General features: G+C 39.6%; 15 protein-coding genes and 3 pseudogenes. 11 read left to right on the plus strand and 7 right to left on the minus strand.

Going from position 1 to position 18,948, the window contains the following annotated elements:
• Window positions 1–84 precede the first annotated feature (84 nt).
• The 4 genes from NIES593_RS17945 to NIES593_RS17960 all read left to right on the plus strand — a co-directional run bounded on the left by NIES593_RS17945 (window position 85) and on the right by NIES593_RS17960 (window position 3,572).
• On the plus strand, window positions 85–867 hold the full coding sequence (locus NIES593_RS17945; protein WP_017307528.1) for a hypothetical protein: 783 nt from the start codon (window positions 85–87) through the stop codon (window positions 865–867).
• 120 nt (window positions 868–987) lie between these two features.
• Window positions 988–1,950, plus strand: a complete 963-nt coding sequence (holA, locus tag NIES593_RS17950; RefSeq protein WP_217651959.1) for a DNA polymerase III subunit delta — start codon at window positions 988–990, stop codon at window positions 1,948–1,950.
• Complete coding sequence (locus tag NIES593_RS17955; RefSeq protein WP_073600885.1) at window positions 1,947–2,822, plus strand: DNA polymerase III subunit delta'; 876 nt, start codon at window positions 1,947–1,949, stop codon at window positions 2,820–2,822. Before holA ends, NIES593_RS17955 begins: the two co-directional genes overlap by 4 nt.
• A 78-nt stretch (window positions 2,823–2,900) precedes the next feature.
• A complete protein-coding gene (locus NIES593_RS17960) occupies window positions 2,901–3,572 on the plus strand; it encodes a hypothetical protein (RefSeq protein WP_073600886.1) in 672 nt (223 codons plus the stop codon).
• Window positions 3,573–3,575: 3 nt separating this feature from the next.
• Here the strand turns inward: NIES593_RS17960 and NIES593_RS17965 are convergent, their stop codons facing one another.
• Together NIES593_RS17965 and NIES593_RS17970 are read right to left on the minus strand one after the other, a co-directional pair.
• Window positions 3,576–4,271, minus strand: coding sequence for a hypothetical protein (locus tag NIES593_RS17965; protein ID WP_073600887.1), 696 nt, complete (start codon window positions 4,269–4,271; stop codon window positions 3,576–3,578).
• Window positions 4,272–4,313: 42 nt separating this feature from the next.
• Window positions 4,314–5,489: a hypothetical protein gene (locus NIES593_RS17970; protein ID WP_073600888.1), complete on the minus strand. Its 1,176-nt coding sequence runs from the start codon at window positions 5,487–5,489 to the stop codon at window positions 4,314–4,316.
• Window positions 5,490–6,439: 950 nt separating this feature from the next.
• Between NIES593_RS17970 and ltrA the strand changes: the two genes are divergently transcribed.
• The 5 genes and pseudogenes from ltrA (at window position 6,440) to NIES593_RS17995 (ending at window position 10,879) form a co-directional block, all read left to right on the plus strand.
• On the plus strand, window positions 6,440–8,131 hold the full coding sequence (gene ltrA, locus NIES593_RS17975; RefSeq protein ID WP_073600889.1) for a group II intron reverse transcriptase/maturase: 1,692 nt from the start codon (window positions 6,440–6,442) through the stop codon (window positions 8,129–8,131).
• Window positions 8,132–8,230: 99 nt separating this feature from the next.
• A pseudogene (gene ssb / locus NIES593_RS17980) lies at window positions 8,231–8,533 on the plus strand (single-stranded DNA-binding protein); the annotation flags it as partial.
• Window positions 8,534–8,606: 73 nt separating this feature from the next.
• Window positions 8,607–9,026 carry a hypothetical protein gene (locus tag NIES593_RS17985; protein ID WP_053458066.1) on the plus strand — a complete coding sequence of 140 codons (420 nt, stop codon included), beginning with the start codon at window positions 8,607–8,609 and terminating at the stop codon, window positions 9,024–9,026.
• A 138-nt stretch (window positions 9,027–9,164) separates the two neighbouring features.
• Window positions 9,165–9,935 carry a ParA family protein gene (locus tag NIES593_RS17990; RefSeq protein WP_073600890.1) on the plus strand — a complete coding sequence of 257 codons (771 nt, stop codon included), beginning with the start codon at window positions 9,165–9,167 and terminating at the stop codon, window positions 9,933–9,935.
• Complete coding sequence (locus NIES593_RS17995) at window positions 9,932–10,879, plus strand: ParB/RepB/Spo0J family partition protein (RefSeq protein ID WP_073600891.1); 948 nt, start codon at window positions 9,932–9,934, stop codon at window positions 10,877–10,879. Before NIES593_RS17990 ends, NIES593_RS17995 begins: the two co-directional genes overlap by 4 nt.
• Before the next feature lie 154 nt (window positions 10,880–11,033).
• Here NIES593_RS17995 and rppB read toward each other — a convergent pair whose 3' ends face one another.
• Both rppB and rppA read right to left on the minus strand, forming a co-directional pair.
• Window positions 11,034–12,437, minus strand: coding sequence for a two-component system sensor histidine kinase RppB (gene rppB, locus NIES593_RS18000; protein WP_073600892.1), 1,404 nt, complete (start codon window positions 12,435–12,437; stop codon window positions 11,034–11,036).
• The gene (gene rppA, locus NIES593_RS18005; RefSeq protein ID WP_073600893.1) at window positions 12,424–13,128 is read right to left on the minus strand and encodes a two-component system response regulator RppA; all 705 of its coding nucleotides are present in this window, start codon (window positions 13,126–13,128) and stop codon (window positions 12,424–12,426) included. The genes rppB and rppA overlap by 14 nt, the downstream gene beginning before the upstream one ends.
• Before the next feature lie 860 nt (window positions 13,129–13,988).
• On the opposite strand from rppA, the pseudogene NIES593_RS18015 reads away from it, so the two are divergent.
• Window positions 13,989–14,588, plus strand: a pseudogene (locus NIES593_RS18015) (pyridoxal-phosphate dependent enzyme); the annotation flags it as partial.
• 32 nt (window positions 14,589–14,620) lie between these two features.
• On the opposite strand, the gene NIES593_RS18020 reads toward NIES593_RS18015, so the two are convergent.
• A complete protein-coding gene (locus tag NIES593_RS18020; RefSeq protein ID WP_073600894.1) occupies window positions 14,621–15,928 on the minus strand; it encodes an IS4 family transposase in 1,308 nt (435 codons plus the stop codon).
• Between the two features lie 252 nt (window positions 15,929–16,180).
• On the opposite strand from NIES593_RS18020, the gene NIES593_RS18025 reads away from it, so the two are divergent.
• On the plus strand, window positions 16,181–16,714 hold the full coding sequence (locus NIES593_RS18025) for a pyridoxal-phosphate dependent enzyme (protein WP_217651961.1): 534 nt from the start codon (window positions 16,181–16,183) through the stop codon (window positions 16,712–16,714).
• 420 nt (window positions 16,715–17,134) lie between these two features.
• On the opposite strand, the gene NIES593_RS18030 is transcribed toward NIES593_RS18025, so the two are convergent.
• Both NIES593_RS18030 and NIES593_RS18035 read right to left on the minus strand, forming a co-directional pair.
• On the minus strand, window positions 17,135–18,124 hold the full coding sequence (locus NIES593_RS18030; RefSeq protein ID WP_073600895.1) for an ExeA family protein: 990 nt from the start codon (window positions 18,122–18,124) through the stop codon (window positions 17,135–17,137).
• A pseudogene (locus NIES593_RS18035) lies at window positions 18,114–18,905 on the minus strand (IS481 family transposase); the annotation flags it as partial. The pseudogene NIES593_RS18035 and the gene NIES593_RS18030, both read right to left, overlap by 11 nt.
• Window positions 18,906–18,948: the final 43 nt, after the last annotated feature.

Consider the following 18,948-nt stretch of genomic DNA (forward strand, 5'->3'; position numbering starts at 1 on the left):
AACAAAGTTGAGATTTTAGGTAAATTTTGAAGACCTAACTATAAAGGTTTTTCAAATTCATACATTCTCACTTGTCTGTAACTAATGAAAAATAAATCCTCTTCTCGCAAGCCCAGGCTTAATAAAAAGCAAAGGGCTTGGGTAAACTCATTCCTGTCGTCTCATCCTAATGCTAGAGTTAGAACTATCTACGAATTAGATGGCGATCGCGTAGTTCAAATTGAGTGGTGGGAAAACACAAACCCAGTAATATTAGACCCAAAAACTTACATCCAAGGAATTATCAGCTACAACATGTGGGTCAAACTAAGAAAGTCTGGCGACCCCAGGAAAACAGCTGAGTTTTCTTATCGCATTACCCCACCAGAAAAACGAAGTGCATCATGGCACTTAACAGGTCAACTCTCTCTAGAACTCCCCCAATGTTACGAAGTTGCAGAACCAAACAACCCTGTTACTATTAAACCAAAAAGGAGAAATACTAAAACCAAAAAAGTTAAAAATTTTATTCAATATACTCTTCCTTTATCAGAGATTAGTGTTCAACTTCATACTACAAATATAAAAGATGATGGTGTTACTCTATATGGACAAGAAATATTACTAGAAAACACACCACACCTAAATTTAGATACTGGTAAAGACACTAAACTTCCCGAAGCTATAGTCAAAATTCTCTCAGAGAAACAAGCTAGCCTAAAGGAATGGGAAACAGCTATTACACTATACGAGGTAACTGGTTCTAGTGGAGTGATAGAGTATCTTCAACAGTTAGATTCTTGGCGCAAATACTTGGGTAATAAACCAATAGATAACCATATTGATAAAGACTCAATTCAAAATTTCGTACAACCAGTACAAACTTAAGTAAGTGTTTACTGGTCACACATAATAAATACCAAGCAAGTAGAAAGAGTTAATACTAACTCTTCTTTTTTTAACCACTGCTTATAACTAACGCATGATAATTAGATGTTTATCTAATCTATGATGCCAGTATACCTATACTACGGCGAAGATACCTATTCGCTCAACCAAAAAATCAACCATTTGGTGAATCAAAATGTTCATGCTGAATGGAAAGCTTTCAACTACATCAAGCTATCTGGAAATGAGAAAAATATTGCTGCCAAGGTTTTTACTGAGGTTATGACTTTACCCTTTGGAGAGGGTAATAAGATTGTTCATACAGACAGCGAGCAATTAATTGGAAGTTTATCAAATGAGGATAATAACCAAGAACTTGAAAATCAACTTTCTCGAATACCTGCAAGTAACATTCTCTTAATTACTAGTAACAAAAAGCCAGATTCCCGTAGAACAGTAGTGAAAACTATCTTAAAATATGCTCAACAAGAAGAGTTTCCTCTCGTTCCTTGTTGGGATAAAAAGGGGATAGTTAGTTTGATAGGGAAGTATGCAGCTATCCATCAAGTTAAACTTACATCGGATGTGACCGATTATCTGGTCGAAGCAATTGGTAATAACACTGCACGAGCCGATAGCGAATTTGCTAAACTTGCTGTCTATGCAAGTGAAAAAATTATTTCCGTTGAGGAAATAAAACAATTAGTTAGTAATCACAATACTGACTATCAAAAGCTTACTATGGCTATGTTAAGAAATCATTCAAACTTGGCAATAGCGCAGGTGGATAAACTACTAGATAGTAATGAACATCCACTCAAAATAGTAGCAACTCTTACGTCAGTTTTTCGCACTTGGCTAATAATTAAAGCTGGCGTAGAATCTAAATTATCTGACATGAAGATTGCAGAAATAGCCGAATTGAATAACCCTAAAAGATTGTATTACCTCAAAGATGAAATCAAGTTTGTAGGCGTTCAAAAACTAAAAAACAGCCTTACCTTACTTTTACAACTCGAAACGGAACTCAAAAGCGGCACTAACAATTTAATTAGTCGAATTATTGAAATTTGCACGATATGAAAAACGACTTATTTACAGAAATCATCGGACAGCATACCGCCAAACTTCTACTAACTGAAGCAATCGAACGTAATCAAATTGCTCCTGCATACCTATTTAGCAGCGAAGTTGAGGGAGTAGGCAAAGGAAAAACTGCTCTGGCGTTCGCAAATGCGATACTCTCAAAAGGAAGTCGCTCCACGAACGCAGGAGAATCTAAACATCTAGACATCTTACAAATCAAACCAACCTATATCGAAAACACCTCCCAGCAGAAAAGTGTCCCTGCTATCCGAGTAGAACAGGTGCGCGAGGTAATTGAATTTCTCTCAACTAGTGCAGTCGAGGGCAAGCAAAAGGTTGTGATTATCCACGAAGCAGATATGCTCAACCCTACCGCCGCTAACAAACTTCTCAAGACGCTGGAAGAACCCAAAACTGGAACGTTTATTCTGATATCATCCTATCCTCAAAAGCTATTACCCACTATCAAGAGTAGGTGTCAAATCATACCTTTCCAAAGGTTAACTGATGAGGAGGTTATTTCTGTCCTTAAAGACCAACAGATTGAGGCAACAGAAAAAATACTAGCTATCAGTTCGGGCAGTCCTGGTCAAGCGATCGCCAATATTAAAATGTTAGCTTCCATCTCACAAGAAATCACAAAGGAACTGGAAGTGCCTCCTGACGATATCCTCAAGGCACTCAGTTTAAGTAACTCCATCTCAAGCTGGAATCACCAAACGCAGTTATGGTTGCTTACCTACCTACAATACAACTGGTGGCAGAAATTAAAAAGCACTAAGCTACTAGCTAAATTCACCCAAGCAAAAAAGCAATTGCTGCATCACGTTACGCCCAGAAGTGTTTGGGATAGCCTACTTCTGCCATAACAAAACCCACTCATTATCAAAAAGTACTGCCAGTTAGAAGTATTTCTAGCTGGCAGTATTTGTTTACACATAAAAGATATGAACCAGCAACACAGTTTATTCGATGTCGAAGAAACCATCCGTAACAGTAAAAGCCAAAAAGCTAGCGAAATATTAAACCCTAGCACTAGAAAGATACTTCAGCTACTAACTAGCCAAGGGATTAATAAAGCTGTAACAGCTAGTCTACTCGATCTAGCAGGAGCAAGCCGTGAAATTGTTCAATACATCGCCGGGCCAGTTGTGACTCAGCAGAACGGTTGGCAACAGTCAATTCCCACTTGGGTAGGAAAAGCGATCGCAGTTGATAGATTAGATGCAGCTTTACAAGAGATAGACAAGGGAGAAGTAGGTAAACTCGCCTCTAGTAGCGAAGTTGTTGCACTGATGATGCCAATTGCTTTTGAAGTGCCGCTATCATCCGAATGGACAGATGTTTACCTCTGGGCAAGTTATGATGCCCTCGTTAAGCACAGACCTTTCAAGAATTTTAACTACGAAAACCTCTGGGAGAAGATTGGTACAACTCCGGTTTCGTATGACAAAATTCGCTCTGATTATGAAACCCTGGCTGCTGATATCCGTTCTCGTGTAGTCAAACACGCGGCGAAAGAGGGATGGGGTAAGAAGTCTTCAAATAACAACAAGCACCCTGTTACAGCAACTTCAACTGAAAGTAATACTAAGATGGAGCAATTGTCACTGTTTTAATAACTAATTGTTAATACTTTTTTCAACACTCCTCCCAAATTCCTTCCTCTCTTTGTCCGTGAGAGGAGGAAGTTCTTCCTTGTAATAAAAATTGCCTAATTTCTGACACTGATTGACATAAATTCGTCTTGCTGAATCACTTGCCCTCAAGTCCTGACGCAAAAGTAATTTAAATGATTTTTCACGCTCGTTCAATTCTTTTGCTGCTACAAGAATTTTTGGTGATATGGCAGGATTTTCATAAGTAGAAGAAAGTTCTTCACTTGATGAATAAACACTTAGTCTATTGCCAGCAGATTGAGTTAGAAGCCGCTGAGTATTATACGAACGCCATAGACCTAACTTTTCGCGCCGTAGTGACTCAATTTCAACCTCACCAACTCGGTCTGGAGTACTGCGCCGCACGTAGACAAAACAAGCTTTATCAGCCGCTACAGTCAAACTCACTTTTACACCATTACCATCAAAATAAAACGAGTCAATTAAGTCGTTTTCTGCACTAACTTCTCCAAGCTTCTCTTTATTTGATAAATCAGGTAACACTTCTGAATTTAACGACGGCGTAGCATTATTAACATTAGCTGAGGATAATGAAGGCGTAGGTGAAGGATTCGATTCTATAGCTGAAACTTTATTTTCTTTTTCTGGAGATGAACATCCAACCAGTAAGAATAATCCTATAAATAAATATTTTTTCATAAATATAAATTTGTCTTTATTAATCCAACAGCAGAATATTAATTATTGTTTTCCATTCAACCGACCTGTTTGATAAAACTCAAGCAGGTTAGGGAAAGTTTTTTGTAGCAACCAGTTCCGCCCAATTTCTGATTCGGGAATATTTGAAGCAGCCATGTAATAACCACTTCTGTAAGCAGCTACACCTAAACAAGCTTGTAGGCTTGATATAGCCCGTGAAGAAACTGGAATAGCCATCAAATCTTGTATATGACTAGGATGATAATTTTGTCCTACCAGTAAAAAATGAACTAAAGTATGAACCAACCGGGATAAGACAACTGTTCGGTCTTGCCAACGTTCTAAATGAGACTTGATACAAAAGTAATCAGGTAAGTCAGCTGCTTGAGATTCATCAAGGAACAAATCGCTTTGGCTTTCGATAAAACTAGAATCCAGACCTATAAATTGTTTGAGAAAAACAAGCGTTTTGCCCCAACGCTCGTGTTCCTTAGTTTCAGGAGAGAACGCACCTTCTGAATACTGTGAACCATACTTTTCTTGAAGCTGTGCAACCGCCTCTTGATTGATATCACCTTTCCAGTCAGATTCAACAAAAAACTCTTTTAAAATATCTTGCAAGTAGATGGGCGAAAACTCACTAGTATCCGGTGCTTCATCATCAAAATCGTATTCATAAGTATCAATAAGAAATTTCTCTAACTCGATTTCTAGCTCTTGCTTTCTATTAACTGGCAGTAATGATTTAGCGTCTTCTAAAGATAGAGGAAAATCTAAATAAGGATGTCCTTTAGCTAAGTAAGAATCACCCAAATCAGCTAAACTTTCAAGCGCAATAGTCCGGGCAAAATACTCATCTTGTGGGTGTACGCATATCCCCTCTAATTCCTTATCCACCAACATCATAGTAATTGCCAGTAGAGCAAACCATGAAGCATCGTGTAAACAAGTTGGTAAATCAGCAATTAAATCTACTAACTTCAGTTCTAGAATTTCTCCCCAAACGCCTATCCTAGCGGTATTGGAAACATCACAAAAATGCTCAACATCTTCTCCAACAGATGTTTCTCCTAACCAAGTAAGATTTTCTACTTGCAAAGGTGAAGAGTAGTCAGGAGTAAGCTGGTTTTGGCTGTCTTCATCGAACTGTATCCACATCAAAGCCAAGAGCATCAGCTTACAAATACTTACTCGCTTCAGGAGAAGATATTCAAGCATAAGTCATTACTTATAATTTTTAGATACATATGACGACATTTGCGATCCCACCATAGCACAAGATAACTTGTCGTTCCTTAGTAAAAACCGCAATGGTATGAGAAACAAAAATAAAAAATAACTCATAAGTATGAAGCAAAAAGTGTGCTTTAAATAAAACAATTCATCAAAATGATAAATCCTAAAAGAACTAATGCTGACGCAGCAATAAAAGAAATATATCAATTCTCGCGTTATGAACTATATCAACAAAGTCATGCTAGTTGGCAGATGTGGACAAGAACCCGATCTGAAATTTTTCGGTGCGACCCGTTGAATGGGAAACCAATCTCTCTTGAGGTTGGAAGCCATTCGCAAGGATAAGTAGGAATGCCTACAGAACCTTGACAACTTAGCTTCTGAGAGGGTGAGATTTCTAAGAAATATTAAGAGAAATCAAACTTTTAATAAACTCTTTAGAATTTCAATTCCCTCCTTCTAGATGCAAGGAGATGCAACACCCCCATTAGAGCGATTGACTATCAAACTAATGAAGCGGGGAGTAACGGAGGTAACTCTGAACCTGACAGAGAATCCCCCCAAGCAGAGATGGGCATGAGTAAGATTTTCTGAATCTACGTTTGAGCCGTCGTCATTCATATCAGCCTACACAGGTTATTGGCTGTGCCAAAAGGCAAGGATTTGGGCTAGGCAATCCGAAGTTTGACCTAGAGCATCCCCATACAAACCCGGCGGATAGTAGAACTCTAAACCCATCGCAAAGCAGAAGCTAGGAACGGGATAACCCCTCAATTTCTCTCACAGTGGTCGATTTTGTGAGCAGGGAGTCACCCGTATGGAATTGAAGGGAGGGATTGGCTCAGAAGCCAAAGCCTTTGGGAAAGCCAAAGGATATGCAGACAGAGCCACGGTAACTCAGAGATGGATAATTCAGTAGGAGTCAAAAAGTCATGGACACGGCAAACAAGCCGATGTATGAATGGGAGACAATCAACTGGTCACAAACCCAGCGATTAGTTTTTAAGCTTCAAAAAAGAATCTATCGAGCCTCAGAGCGTGGTGATGTCAAGGCAGTTCGTCGGCTACAAAGGCTGTTGACCAAATCGTGGAACGCCAAAGCGGTAGCAGTCCGCAAGGTAACTCAGGACAATCAAGGCAAAAATACGTCTGGGGTTGATGGAGTCTCAAGACTCAGAAATCACCAGAAAATTCATCTTGCCAACAACCTAAACCTGAGTGACAAATCTCAACCAACAAAACGGGTATGGATTCCTAAACCTGGGAGTGTTGAGATGCGACCGTTAGGAATACCAACGATGAGAGAAAGAGCGAAGCAAGCCCTGTTGAAGCTGGCTCTAGAACCAGAATGGGAGGCGAAATTTGAGCCTAACAGTTATGGTTTTAGACCTGGCAGGTCATGTCATGATGCAATAGCTGCAATTTATAACGGTATTGTGCAGAAGCCAAAATATGTTTTAGATGCAGATATTGAGAAGTGCTTTGACCGCATTAACCATGAAAAGCTACTTGATAAACTCAACACAACGCCAACATTTAGAAGGCAGATTAGAGCTTGGCTCAAATCTGGAGTTATGGATGGAAAAACGTTATTCCCCACAGAAGAAGGCACGCCACAGGGAGGAGTAATTTCACCTCTACTTGCCAACATTGCCTTACATGGAATCGAAGAAATGTTGACGAAAAATTTCTCTAGAAGAACAGGAAAAACTAGCAGAAAACGAAAACCTAGTTTCGTCAGATATGCAGATGATTTTGTTCTTATGGATGAGAGTTTGGAAGTAGTTCTAGAAGCAAAACAGCTAATAGAAACATGGTTAAGTGAAATGGGGTTAGTTCTCAAAGAATCTAAGACGCGAATCACTCATACATTCATGAAATATGAAGAAAAGGTAGGATTCGACTTCTTGGGATTTCATATCCGACAGTATCCATGTAGTGATAAACAAAGTGGGTCAGTTGGCGGAACTGAAAGAAAACGAGGACACAAAACGTTCATCAGACCCAGTAAAGAAGCCATCAAACGACATTTGAACAAAATCGACGACCTACTGGAAAGAAATGGCAAATCTAGCCAAGAACAAGTAATTAATGCGCTTAACCCAGTTATTAGAGGGTGGGCAGCATATTACTCAACTGTTGCTAGCAGTCATACTTTTAACAATATGGATAGTATTTTGTACCAGAAATTGTTTGCCTGGGCTAAGAAAAGAAAAAATCGGGGACAAAACAATACTGAGTTAGTCTCCAATTACTGGGGGGTCAACAGAGGATTAGGCTGGAAATTCATGACTCCAGATAATGAATATGTCCTAGAAAGATACCGGGACACACATATAAAAAGGCACATCAAAATCAAAGGGGAAAGAAGCCCCTATGATGGCGATCTAACTTACTGGAGTAATCGTCTGGCTCAACATCCTATGCTACGTCATGTAGTAGCCAAACTCTTGATTAAACAGGAGAAAAAATGTAGCGAATGTCATCTCATGTTTACCAGTGAAGACATTATGGAAGTTCATCACATCGATCAAAATCGCGGAAATAACAAACTCAATAATCTCACACTGGTACATCGACACTGCCACGACACCATACACGCACAAGGTACATACGCAAGCTGAGTTATTGAGGAGCCGTGTGCGGTGAAAGTCGCACGCACGGTTCTGAAACAGAGGTAAGCAGGGCGACTTGCTTATCGACTGTAACAGTCGGGAGCAGTTAAAGCTTCAATCTCTATTGCAGTAAGACCACCCTACAGAAGTGAACAAGCCCTTTGGTTTGATTTAGTCGCTTGGGGAAATCAAGCAGAAGTGATTGGAAATTACGTTCGTAAAGGGACTCAGATTGCAATTACTGGCGAGTTTGGATTTGATCGTTGGGCTGATAAAAATTCTGGCACTATGCGGCAAAAACCTGTAATCACAATCAACGCCATCGAATTATTAGGTTCACCCCGTAAGGAAGAATCTACATCTACTTCTGTACCAAACGAAACACAGGCTGTAGCTAACGCAAATTTCTAGAAAATTACAAATCGCCCATGCACTATAAATCATAGGCGATCAACCATCTAATCAATCTACAAACCAAACGACCATGATTCATAATACTGCAACTATTAATCTTAAATCAGTGAACACAACCCACGACAAAGAAGGTTCCTTGATTGCTTTTGGAATTGCTGAATTCTACTACCGTTCCAAGGAAGGAGTCGTTACTGACGAGATACCATTCCGTTCCAAAGGCGCACCTGCTGTCGTCATCAACGAACAAGGGGAAGGCGTACATGGTACAGCAGAAGGATATCTTGATTTAGTGGTAGATAACAGGGGTGAGTACAAAGAGAAGATTGCCACATTCGTAATTAGAAACTTTATCTCAGCACAACCGATTAACGAACTCACCCAAGTTAGCAAAAATTCTCACTCGCCCGAAACTCCCGATTTTGCCAAGGAACTACTCGAAGATAACGTTACTTCGACAAATGAAGACCTAGACGAAGAACCTCCATTTTAGAACCAATTAACTGAATAATGCTAGTCCAGACAGGTTTACTGGTTGGAACTAGCGTTATTTTTTTTCAAAAATCCAAAATAAAAATCCACTGTTTGGTAGAATCGCTGACATGGGTTCACAAAATCGCTTCATTAATATATGTCATCAACCAAAATAATTGCCACTTTCAATCAGTCAGGTGGTGCAGCTAAGACGACTATTACACACAATCTTGGATACCACCTTGCTAAAAAACACCGTGTACTGCTTGTGGATATGGACCCACAAGCATCGCTAACAGCTTTTATGGGATTAGGGGAAGTCAAGCTCAAAACTGAGCAAACTATCTATGGTGCGATCGCTGAAGAAACTCCCCTGTATATATGGGAAAAACCTATTCACGGGATGCACCTTGTACCAACAAATATCCAATTGGCAGGTACGGAGCAAAAAATTTTTCATGACTTGACCATTGACAACCGCCAACGGCTCAAATTTGCACTCTCAAATGTACTTGACCAGTATGATTATATTTTAATTGATTGTCCGCCTTCTCTAGGAATCCTAAGCATTATGAGCTTAGTAGCTGCTTCACACGTTATTATTCCTGTTGAAACACAATATAAGTGCTATCTTGGCACCAACCAACTGCTAGAAACGATCGCCCGGCTCAAAAAAGGAGGACACCAGAAATTACAAATTGCCTGTATAATTCCAACCAAATACGATAATCGTAATCTTCAAGACACAGGAATACTGGAAGAAATTAAACAACAGGTTGAAGGACGGATACACGTTACTGCCCCCATTCCTAAATCAACAGCTTTTCCTGACGCAACCCAGGCACATCTACCACTTGCACTCCACAAGAAAAACCACCCCGCAGTTAGCATACTCGAAGAAATTACAAAATATATTACTCAACTATGAGCCAAAAACGCGAACTAGAAAAACTCACTGGACTCGATAATTTATTCGGAGACGAAGTAGAACAATCCTTATCTGATTCCACTTTACCTTTATCTCAAATCATTCTTCCAGCGAGTCAACCACGTCGCTATTTTGACCCTGAAAAACTCAAATCCCTAGCCGATAGCATTAAAGAAGTAGGATTACTAGAACCTATAGTCGTCAGGCAAATTGAAGAAAACAAGTATGAACTGATTGCCGGCGAACGCCGTCTTAAAGCTTGCAAAATTGCAGGGAGTGAGAGAATTTCTGTAGTCATTATCGAGTGCGATGATAAACAAGCTCGCAAGCTTCGATTAGTTGAAAACCTCCAGCGTGAAGAACTCAATACCTGGGAGGAAACAATCGGCATTTTAGAATTACTTACCCACGAGCTAGAAAAAGACCAAGAAGGGATAGTTTCTCTTCTGTATCAGATGAATAACGAAAGTAAGGGAAATTCTAACCATAACGTTATGGTTAGTGAAGAAGCACTTGCGATACAAAGAATATTTCTACAGATAGGTAAGATATCCTGGGAGTCATTTGTATCAAACCGCCTTCCTCTACTTAAACTACCTTCAGATATCCAAGCAGTATTAGAGCAAGGTCAGATAGAATACACAAAGTCAAAAGAAATTGCTCGGATTAAGGACAATGAAAAACGGCAAAATATTTTAAAAAAAGCCATTGAAGAAAATCTCTCATTATCTGTAATCAAAGAGTTAGTGGGAGATATTCTTCAAATTCAATCAGAAAGTAAACCCCAGTCTCCCCAACAACAAAACAAGGAACGAACCAGCAAAATATACAAAGCACTCATCAAGAGCAAAATCTGGGATGACGAGAAAAAAGTCAAAAAAGTTAATCGTCTTTTTGACCAAATTGAAGCACTTTTAGAAGAAAAGAAGGAAGACGCTTCTTAGCTCGGTTTGATCCAATGATTCAGTTTAGGTGATCTCAAAAAAATTCTAGCGAATAGAACCTGATCAACCAAAGCCAGTTCACTCTCTAAAGGCTTGTAAACAGTTTGGATAGTAATTGTCTTTAAAAGTTTTTCCAACAGTACCAATTTTATTGTTATTGATGTGAGCGACGATATAGGATTTTAAATGGGTAAATAGAGCGAACGCTATCAAGTGGACGGACATCGAAAGGTAACTTAATAGTAAAAGTGCTACCTTTACCAAATTCACTTTGCACATCTATGCTGCCGTGATGTGCCAAAACAATTGCTTTGGCGATCGCTAATCCCAATCCAGAACCGCCAGTGCTACGGGAGCGATCGCTATTGACTCGATAGAAGCGGTCAAAAATCCTAGTCAAATCATGCTGCGGAATACCAATACCCGTATCTTGCACCTGAATCACAGCATAATGGTCACTGCGATCTAGGTAAACGGTTATCTGTCCTCCTTTTGATGTGTATTGAATTGCATTGATAATTAAGTTAGAAAACAAGCGATAAAGTTGATCTACATTACCAATGATATTCAAAGAAGTTGACACGCGGATTGAAGATGTTAATGTTACATCAGATGCGATCGCCAAGGCTGCAAATTCCTCTATTAAGTCATTCACAATATCATCCAAGCAACAAATGTCTCGTTGCATTGGTGCTGGTTGACGATCTAAGCGAGTCAGCAGCAACAAATCTGTCACCAGAGTTGTCAGTCGCTGATTTTGACGCTGTAGAGTTTGCAGAATGTCCCGTGCTTCTATTTCATCTATTTGAGGCATCAAAAGGGCTGATTCTACTGTCGCTTGTGTTGCTGCTAAAGGTGTCCGTAATTCGTGTGCAGCATCGGCTGTAAATTGTTGGATTTGTCTATATGAGCGATAAATTGGCTGCATTGCTAACCCGGCTAACCACCAACTAGCAACACCAACCAGAGTCATTACCATTGGTAAACCCAATGCTAAAATGAGTTTCACCGCAACAAGATAACTATTGAAGTCTGCCAAACTTCGCCCTACTTGAATGTAACCCCAATCACGATTGTCTTGGGTGTGCAGAACAAAAGAAATTTGGTGGTAGAAGTGTCCTTTGCTGTCTTTGAGAGTTTGCCAAAGTTCCTTGTTAAAGACTGGGGGTAATCCTTCTGGATAAGTGCCGGCGATCGCTATCAGGCGTTCAGAATTATCGAAAAAACGCACATAATAATTACCTTGATTGATTGCACTTAAAATATGGCGTTGGGAACTTAACTGCTCTTGAATACAGCTTTGATCAACTATACAAATATTGGGTAAAAGCTGCTGCATAACTGGTTCTAATTCACCGGGTTGCTGTAATTTTAGTTCAATGCTGTCGTGCAGTGTTCCGGCAACAGACTCCAGTTCTCGATCTAATGTCATCCAATGAGCATGGGAAATCGCTCTGTAGATCCCGAAACCGCACAAGCTTAAAATCAAAGCCATAACGAGCGCATACCACAAGGCTAAACGCAGGCGGGTCTGCTTAAACAGTTTATTTTGATTCATCGGTGAGATTGAGACGATATCCTGTACCATGCAAAGTTTCAATCATATTCCCACACCCATTATTGGTTAGTTTGCGACGCAGCAAACGCATTTGAGCAGCTACTACATTACTTATGGGTTCTGCACTCACTTCCCAAAGCTGATTACGAATTTGTTCAGTAGTCACAATTTGGTTTGGGTGTTTCATAAAATACTCTAGTAGCTGAAATTCTTTATTAGTTAAGCAAATCTCCTGTTTCTTGCCTGTATTATTTTGACTAACAACCATATTGTTACCGTAATCAAGAGTCAAATTGCCAACAGTTAATTCTTGAGGCTGAAATTGGGGCGATCGCCTCTGTAATGCTCTCAATCTAGCCAATAATTCCGCCATGCCAAAGGGCTTGACTAAATAGTCATCCGCGCCTGCATCCAGCCCAGTCACTTTATCTTCCATTCTGTCTTTAGCTGTCAGCATTAAAACAGGTAGAGGACTTTCACGAGAACGTAGCTTTTTACACAACTCTAAACCTGATATTCCTGGCAGCATCCAATCGAAAATAGCTAGCGTGTATTGTGTCCACTGATTTTCTAGATATGCCCAGGCATCATTACCATCGAGTACCCAATCAACTAAGTACTTCTGCTGGGTAAGAGTTCGCTTAATAGCAGCACCCAAATCTGGTTCATCTTCGACTAGTAACACTCTCATAGAGTTCACCTGTCAACAGTAAGTTGATATCTTTTTAAAAACTTTTTCATCTATACATTTTACATAAAATTTAAGTATAAAATTTTACAATGTTTTTTGAAATAGCAAAATGTTAACAGTGAAAAAGGACTCAGTAGATTGACTTGCCAAAATAGATGTGGTCTTAGTTTGAGGAGTTACAGAAACTAAGTATTTGCAAGAGTCTATTGAGTCACTATTTATTTTGACAGGTAAATATGAAACCAAGATGAAATTCCAGCTATTTCCCGAAAATTTATAAACTGATTTATAAACTATTGGTGTTCATTGTCACATCAAGAAAGTTCATTAGCATTATTTTTCTCATATTCGAGTTTGACGCTATACAAACAAACCCTCCATTAACTTAAGCTTCATCGTCATGCAAGCAATAGTGTATACAAAGCAAATCATGGAAGTCAATTTAATGACAATGAGAAAATCATAGCTACTGATTTTTGGAAATTATTTAAGACAATATCTGAAATTTCATCTTGATTTCATATTTATCTTTCAGGATAGAAATATCGAGTCTATTCATGAATGAATACAGGCATTTCTGAGAATTGGCTTGAAAAAATAAACCTGTTAGATATTGATTATTAACTAGGAGTGATGCCCCGTAAAGCTGACACACCAATTGCCATAGCACAAAAGCAAACCTACCAATAATTGGGGCGGCTGATTTAATCAGGTATTCCAAGACATTTGTACATGACATCAAGTTTATTACAAATATCACTAAATTTAGGCTGTAAATACGACATAAGAGAGCTTTAGCAAGTAAGCAAGTTTACAAAGTTGCAGCCACAGTAATTTCCTCATTTGTTTCAATATTCAATATGAATTCTTTTCCCAAAACTTTATCGTCCGAGAACTTTTCTAGTTCGCAATACAACAATCGTAAGAGATACAATCTTTTTGTATCTGCCAATGTTACCCAGGCACTAGGAAATGTCCCGATCGTACAGCTTGGAAACATATCCCGTGTATGTATTGAATCAGAGTGTTTATTAAAGCTTGAGAGCTGCAATCCTGGAGGATCAATTAAGGAGAAAAATGCAGTTTACCTCGTCAAGCGTGCGGAGGAAGAAGGACTACTTGTACCTGGTGGTACGATTATCGAGTCAAGCTCAGGAAATTTCGGCGTTGGTTTAGCAATGGTAGGAGCAGTCCGAGGGTATCGAGTGATTATTGTTGTCGATGCCAAAACTGCGCCACCGTTTAGACGAATGCTGAAAGCATATGGTGCGGAACTTGTGGATGTACCGCTACATGAAGCAGACGAATCAGGCTCTATGCAAAAGGCGAGAATGAAACGAGCGCATGAGCTTACCGCAACTATCCCTAATGCTTGGTATCCATGTCAGCACTTGAATCCTTGGAATACTGAGGCACATTCATACTACACTGCGCGGGAAATTGAAGCCCACTTTGCTGGCATCAGTGAGAGGTTAAGGTAATTGCACTTTTGTCAAGAGGGTGCAGGAAAAGGGGATAAATCCAGCTTGGAGACTGGCTTTCGCAGAGATTTGACTACTCCTAAATCTTGGTTTTCTTGAGCAGCGAAATACTTAACGGGGTCATCGGCGTTACCTTTATCGTATGCAACACTAAAATGGTACAAACCTCGATAAATCATCTCCAACGAAATGCGGTCAAATGGTAGAGATAATTCATCAGCAACAGCATCGGCCAAATCAACCAAGACAGCATAAAATAACCAAGTAGCCCAGACTTGTAATTTGACACCATTAATAGAACCAGTCCACAAATAAGATAATCCTAATAACCGTTTAACAGTATGAAAAGCTTCCTCAATTCGCCATCTTCTGCGATATAAATCAGCCACAGCGTAAGGAGGTAAGATTTGTGGGTCAAGGACAGAAGTAATATAAGAATAGCTAGTTTTACCAACTTTAATTTCGATTAAACGTAAAGTAAGAACTGGTGCGCCACGACGAACAGTACCAAGTAGAATCAAGCGGTCTTTAACTAAATGGTCATAGCTAAAAATTTTTAAGTATTTAATAGATGCTTTAGCTTTTAAACGAGTAATAAAATAAACTTCTTGGTTAATGAGTTGTTGAAAAAAATGAAAATGATAAAAACCTCTGTCAAGTAAAATCAGAGTTTTAGCTTTTAGTAAATTCAGTAATGGGGCTTCAAAATTAGTTTCGGAAGCGGCAGGATTAGTATGAAACCAAACCTCAACAGGTAAACGATTAACCAAATCTATAACTGTACAAATCTTTCCCGCCAACTGACCTGTTTTCAAGTCCTCCAAGCTTTTGAGCTTGCGGAATAAAGCCTCTAATGTAGAGCCATCAGCTATCCAAATCCTTTCAAAATTATTGAGGGCAAATTTAACACTATCGGGGAGTGGTCGTCTGAGCCTTTGCTGCCAATTCAGTTGTAATTGAGGTAGTAAATCTTTAAATACTCGCTCAAATAGTTCAGATGGAAATACTAAAAATCTTTCTGATAGCGATTGTTGAGCGATTTTAGTAACACGACACCATAATAAACCTTCTCTTGCTAACAAACGATTTAATTCTTGTACACCAGGAACTTGTCGCCACAGGAGTGTTAACACTGCTGCCACCATTAACGACAAATTGAGAACTCTGTCTCTTAATCCTAACTGCTTATAGTATTTTTGTTGAGCAAAGATAGCAGGAGTTAATAAAGCCTCTAATTGCTGAGAAATAGCTTCATTATCTATAGTAGGAGTATTGTGTCTATGGGCGTGGTCAGCGTTTTGTTTTTGTCCCTTGGGCATGGTGGAACACCAAACTTTTCATTACCTTGTTTGATTATTAAATTTACCTAAGAAGATTACCCAGTTTTTGTTAAGTTATTCTCTCGTTACAATACTTTTTTATTGGACATTTTAACTATTTAAAACTTGTTTTATAATGATAATCAAATATAGGGGTAAGGAGGCGAGCCACGCTCGCCTCCTTACCCCCTCCCACGCACACGATTATCATTTTCATTTAAATTATTTTGAGTATTTAAGCTGATTGACAAAATGCACTCTACTTTAACCTCTCACGGATGCTTTGCTGGTGAACTTGATGCTGTCGTGGTAGGTGTTAGCACGGCGGGACAAATAATGGGAATAGCTCGTTATCTCCTACCGCGATTTCCTAAAATACGTATTGTTGGCGTTGATGTGGTGGGTTCAGTGATTATGGGAACGCCAGCCAAACCATACAAGATGACGGGTATTGGGTTATCTTTCTTTCCACCAAATCTGGATATTTCAATGCTCGATCGCGCTTACGTGATACCAGAGGATATGGCTTACTCGGTGTGTCATGCACTTGCAAGTCGTGAAGGATTGCTTCTTGGTGCATCAACAGGGGCAATTGTCGCTGGTGGTTTGCATCTGGCGCGCTCTCTTGGTGCGGGTGCGCGGATTTTGATGATCAATCCAGACCGAGGGGATAGATACCTTGAGACAGTCTACGATTCCGATTGGCTTGATCATCATGGATTTACCTTGAAACAGGGGGAACATCTTGATGATGCGATCGCCTCACTGACTCCTCTGTATTTTTAGTGGCTCATCATAGATTAATGTTGAAAAAAATCATGAACATTTCACCTCAGCAGGGACAGGAAGGTAATAATACAGCTTCAGGGCGATCGCTACTTGTAGCGAACTGCAAACATAAACACTTCAAACTGCAAACAAGGCATTTTTGAAACCACAATAACTGCAAATAAAGGGGGTTTCAAAACCAGATTATTTGCAAATGAAACCACATTCTCTGCAAACAAACCACATTCTCTGCAAATGAAACCACATTCTCTGCAAATAAGCCGTAACCCCTATGGGAATTGAGATACAGGATTTATTGGCTCACAAGTGTCCAATTTATACGAACTTTTATACCGGACATATATGTTTATTTATTTAGATATAAACTGAACACAAATAAAACAGAAAAACTTTATATGAAGTATTTCTCGGATTAATTTAATTTCCCTCTGACGCATACAAGGGAATTCCCATTTTTAACATCTGGTCTCTCAGATCTTGGGTTCGACCAGGAGGCAACTGAGCGTGTATAAAAGAATTTACTTCACTTACTCGTATATTTAACAACTCAGCTAGCACTTTAGCATTGTAACCATGCCGTATTAAGCGGGGTTCTAAATCGTTAAGTCCTACATTCAAGACAGCTTCAGCCATATCACGAGTAACAGGCTTTGTTGCAGCTTGATAAGCGTCTTCAAAAGCCCTCTGTAAATAATGTTCAATTTGCAATGGAGTAGTCAATCTTTCTGCCAAAAATGCAATTGCCTCATCGGTAATCAAATCTTCAGGCAGATAATCATCGTAAATACACTCGCTCAACAGCCATTTTATATACTCAACCTGATGTCCTCTAATACCTTCTAAACTAAAAATATTGGTTCTAGCACCAATCTCTTCCAAAGATGGTTGGCGCAGATCATTTTTCAACTTGGGATGTCCCAGTAGCACTACAGATAAAGTACAACCGCTCTGACGTACCAATTCGATTAAACGCTTAATTTTGACTAACGTACTGTGATGAATGTCATGAGCTTCATCGACAAAAAGCACTATAGGCTTACGGCATTTTTGAATCAAAGCTAATAATTTTCGTTCTCTAAGTTCTGGGTGAGTAGGCGGTTTAGCATCCTTTTCTGTGCTTAAATCCAAAAACAAAGCACTCATCAAAACCCCGACGTTGACTTTATCTTTGTCAATTGCAAGGCAACGAGAAATAATTATGTCTTTTTCGGAGGACAATTCCAATTGCAGTCGTTGTAAAGTCGTTGTTTTACCACAACCAACAACACCTGTTATCGCAATCAAGCGACCTTGCCTAATTTGGGGTTTAAGTTCTTTAAATAGTAGGGTCTGCTCTTGTGTTTCAAAATACCCCACATGGTCTAAGGTACGTTTGAGACCAAAATAAGTCATGACATCACTCAACATGGCTCGTACCTGATAATGGGTTAAAGAAATCTCGAATTTGTTTCATTACCTCCTGCTTATTGAGAGTAGTTACCAGTACCGCATCAATATAAGCCATTTGTTCAGAGGAGAGTTTGGCTAATGGGCGTGCCAAATAATCAGCGATCGCTAATTTGGCTGCAATCACCGTGCTGAATGTCAGTTCTTGAAATGGGTTAGGGTCAACAAAGGGCTGCACCTTTAGTTGGGTTGTATTACTCCCGAATTCTGGCTGATTGCCTTTACCAATGACAGAGTTCGGTAAAGACAACTGTTTTGCCAAAGATTCAATTCGGTCAGCTCGTTTCTGGGTTCGTGTTTTCTTGAAACTACGGTAGCGATGTAGAGGTATTGGGCCATCTACAGGTAAAAACGGCCCATAGCGACGCTCTTTGTGTTCTACGTACAGTTCGTTATCGAACAAGCCCCACCACAGAACAACAGTTTCTCCAGCCAAATCTGGTTCCACCTCATAAGCTACCCCCTCAACTGTAACGCGAGCATCGATGCCTACTTTGCGGCGTGAGGGTTCGCGTGCAAATGTACAAAAACGTTCCCAATTACACATTTGACGGATGCCTAACTCAGGTAAATTGCTAACCCAGTCTTCCATCCGGGAATGAGGTTCGCTGCGATGGGGTCGGCTATTGTAATGGAGCAAAAACTTCATCAACCAAGCATTCGCCTCGGCTTCGGTCTCCGGTTCATGCAGGTGGTAGAGAGTTTCGTGCATTTCTTTAACAGTCCGAAAGGGTTCTTTAATAGTTAATTAAACGCTAACTATTGCTTACTAGCTTTAACTATCA

The organism is Hydrococcus rivularis NIES-593 (assembly GCF_001904635.1).
In the GTDB taxonomy this organism is placed as follows: Bacteria; Cyanobacteriota; Cyanobacteriia; order Cyanobacteriales; family Microcystaceae; genus Hydrococcus; species Hydrococcus rivularis.

Bases quoted from the DNA above. Each gene is read 5' to 3' on its own strand.
- NIES593_RS17945 (WP_017307528.1), top strand. From the start codon at position 85: ATGAAAAATAAATCCTCTTCTCGCAAGCCCAGGCTTAATAAAAAGCAA.
- holA (WP_217651959.1), top strand. From the start codon at position 988: ATGATGCCAGTATACCTATACTACGGCGAAGATACCTATTCGCTCAAC.
- NIES593_RS17955 (WP_073600885.1), top strand. From the start codon at position 1,947: ATGAAAAACGACTTATTTACAGAAATCATCGGACAGCATACCGCCAAA.
- NIES593_RS17960 (WP_073600886.1), top strand. From the start codon at position 2,901: ATGAACCAGCAACACAGTTTATTCGATGTCGAAGAAACCATCCGTAAC.
- NIES593_RS17965 (WP_073600887.1), bottom strand. From the start codon at position 4,271: ATGAAAAAATATTTATTTATAGGATTATTCTTACTGGTTGGATGTTCA.
- NIES593_RS17970 (WP_073600888.1), bottom strand. From the start codon at position 5,489: ATGCTTGAATATCTTCTCCTGAAGCGAGTAAGTATTTGTAAGCTGATG.
- ltrA (WP_073600889.1), top strand. From the start codon at position 6,440: ATGGACACGGCAAACAAGCCGATGTATGAATGGGAGACAATCAACTGG.
- NIES593_RS17985 (WP_053458066.1), top strand. From the start codon at position 8,607: ATGATTCATAATACTGCAACTATTAATCTTAAATCAGTGAACACAACC.
- NIES593_RS17990 (WP_073600890.1), top strand. From the start codon at position 9,165: ATGTCATCAACCAAAATAATTGCCACTTTCAATCAGTCAGGTGGTGCA.
- NIES593_RS17995 (WP_073600891.1), top strand. From the start codon at position 9,932: ATGAGCCAAAAACGCGAACTAGAAAAACTCACTGGACTCGATAATTTA.
- rppB (WP_073600892.1), bottom strand. From the start codon at position 12,437: ATGAATCAAAATAAACTGTTTAAGCAGACCCGCCTGCGTTTAGCCTTG.
- rppA (WP_073600893.1), bottom strand. From the start codon at position 13,128: ATGAGAGTGTTACTAGTCGAAGATGAACCAGATTTGGGTGCTGCTATT.
- NIES593_RS18020 (WP_073600894.1), bottom strand. From the start codon at position 15,928: ATGCCCAAGGGACAAAAACAAAACGCTGACCACGCCCATAGACACAAT.
- NIES593_RS18025 (WP_217651961.1), top strand. From the start codon at position 16,181: ATGCACTCTACTTTAACCTCTCACGGATGCTTTGCTGGTGAACTTGAT.
- NIES593_RS18030 (WP_073600895.1), bottom strand. From the start codon at position 18,124: ATGTTGAGTGATGTCATGACTTATTTTGGTCTCAAACGTACCTTAGAC.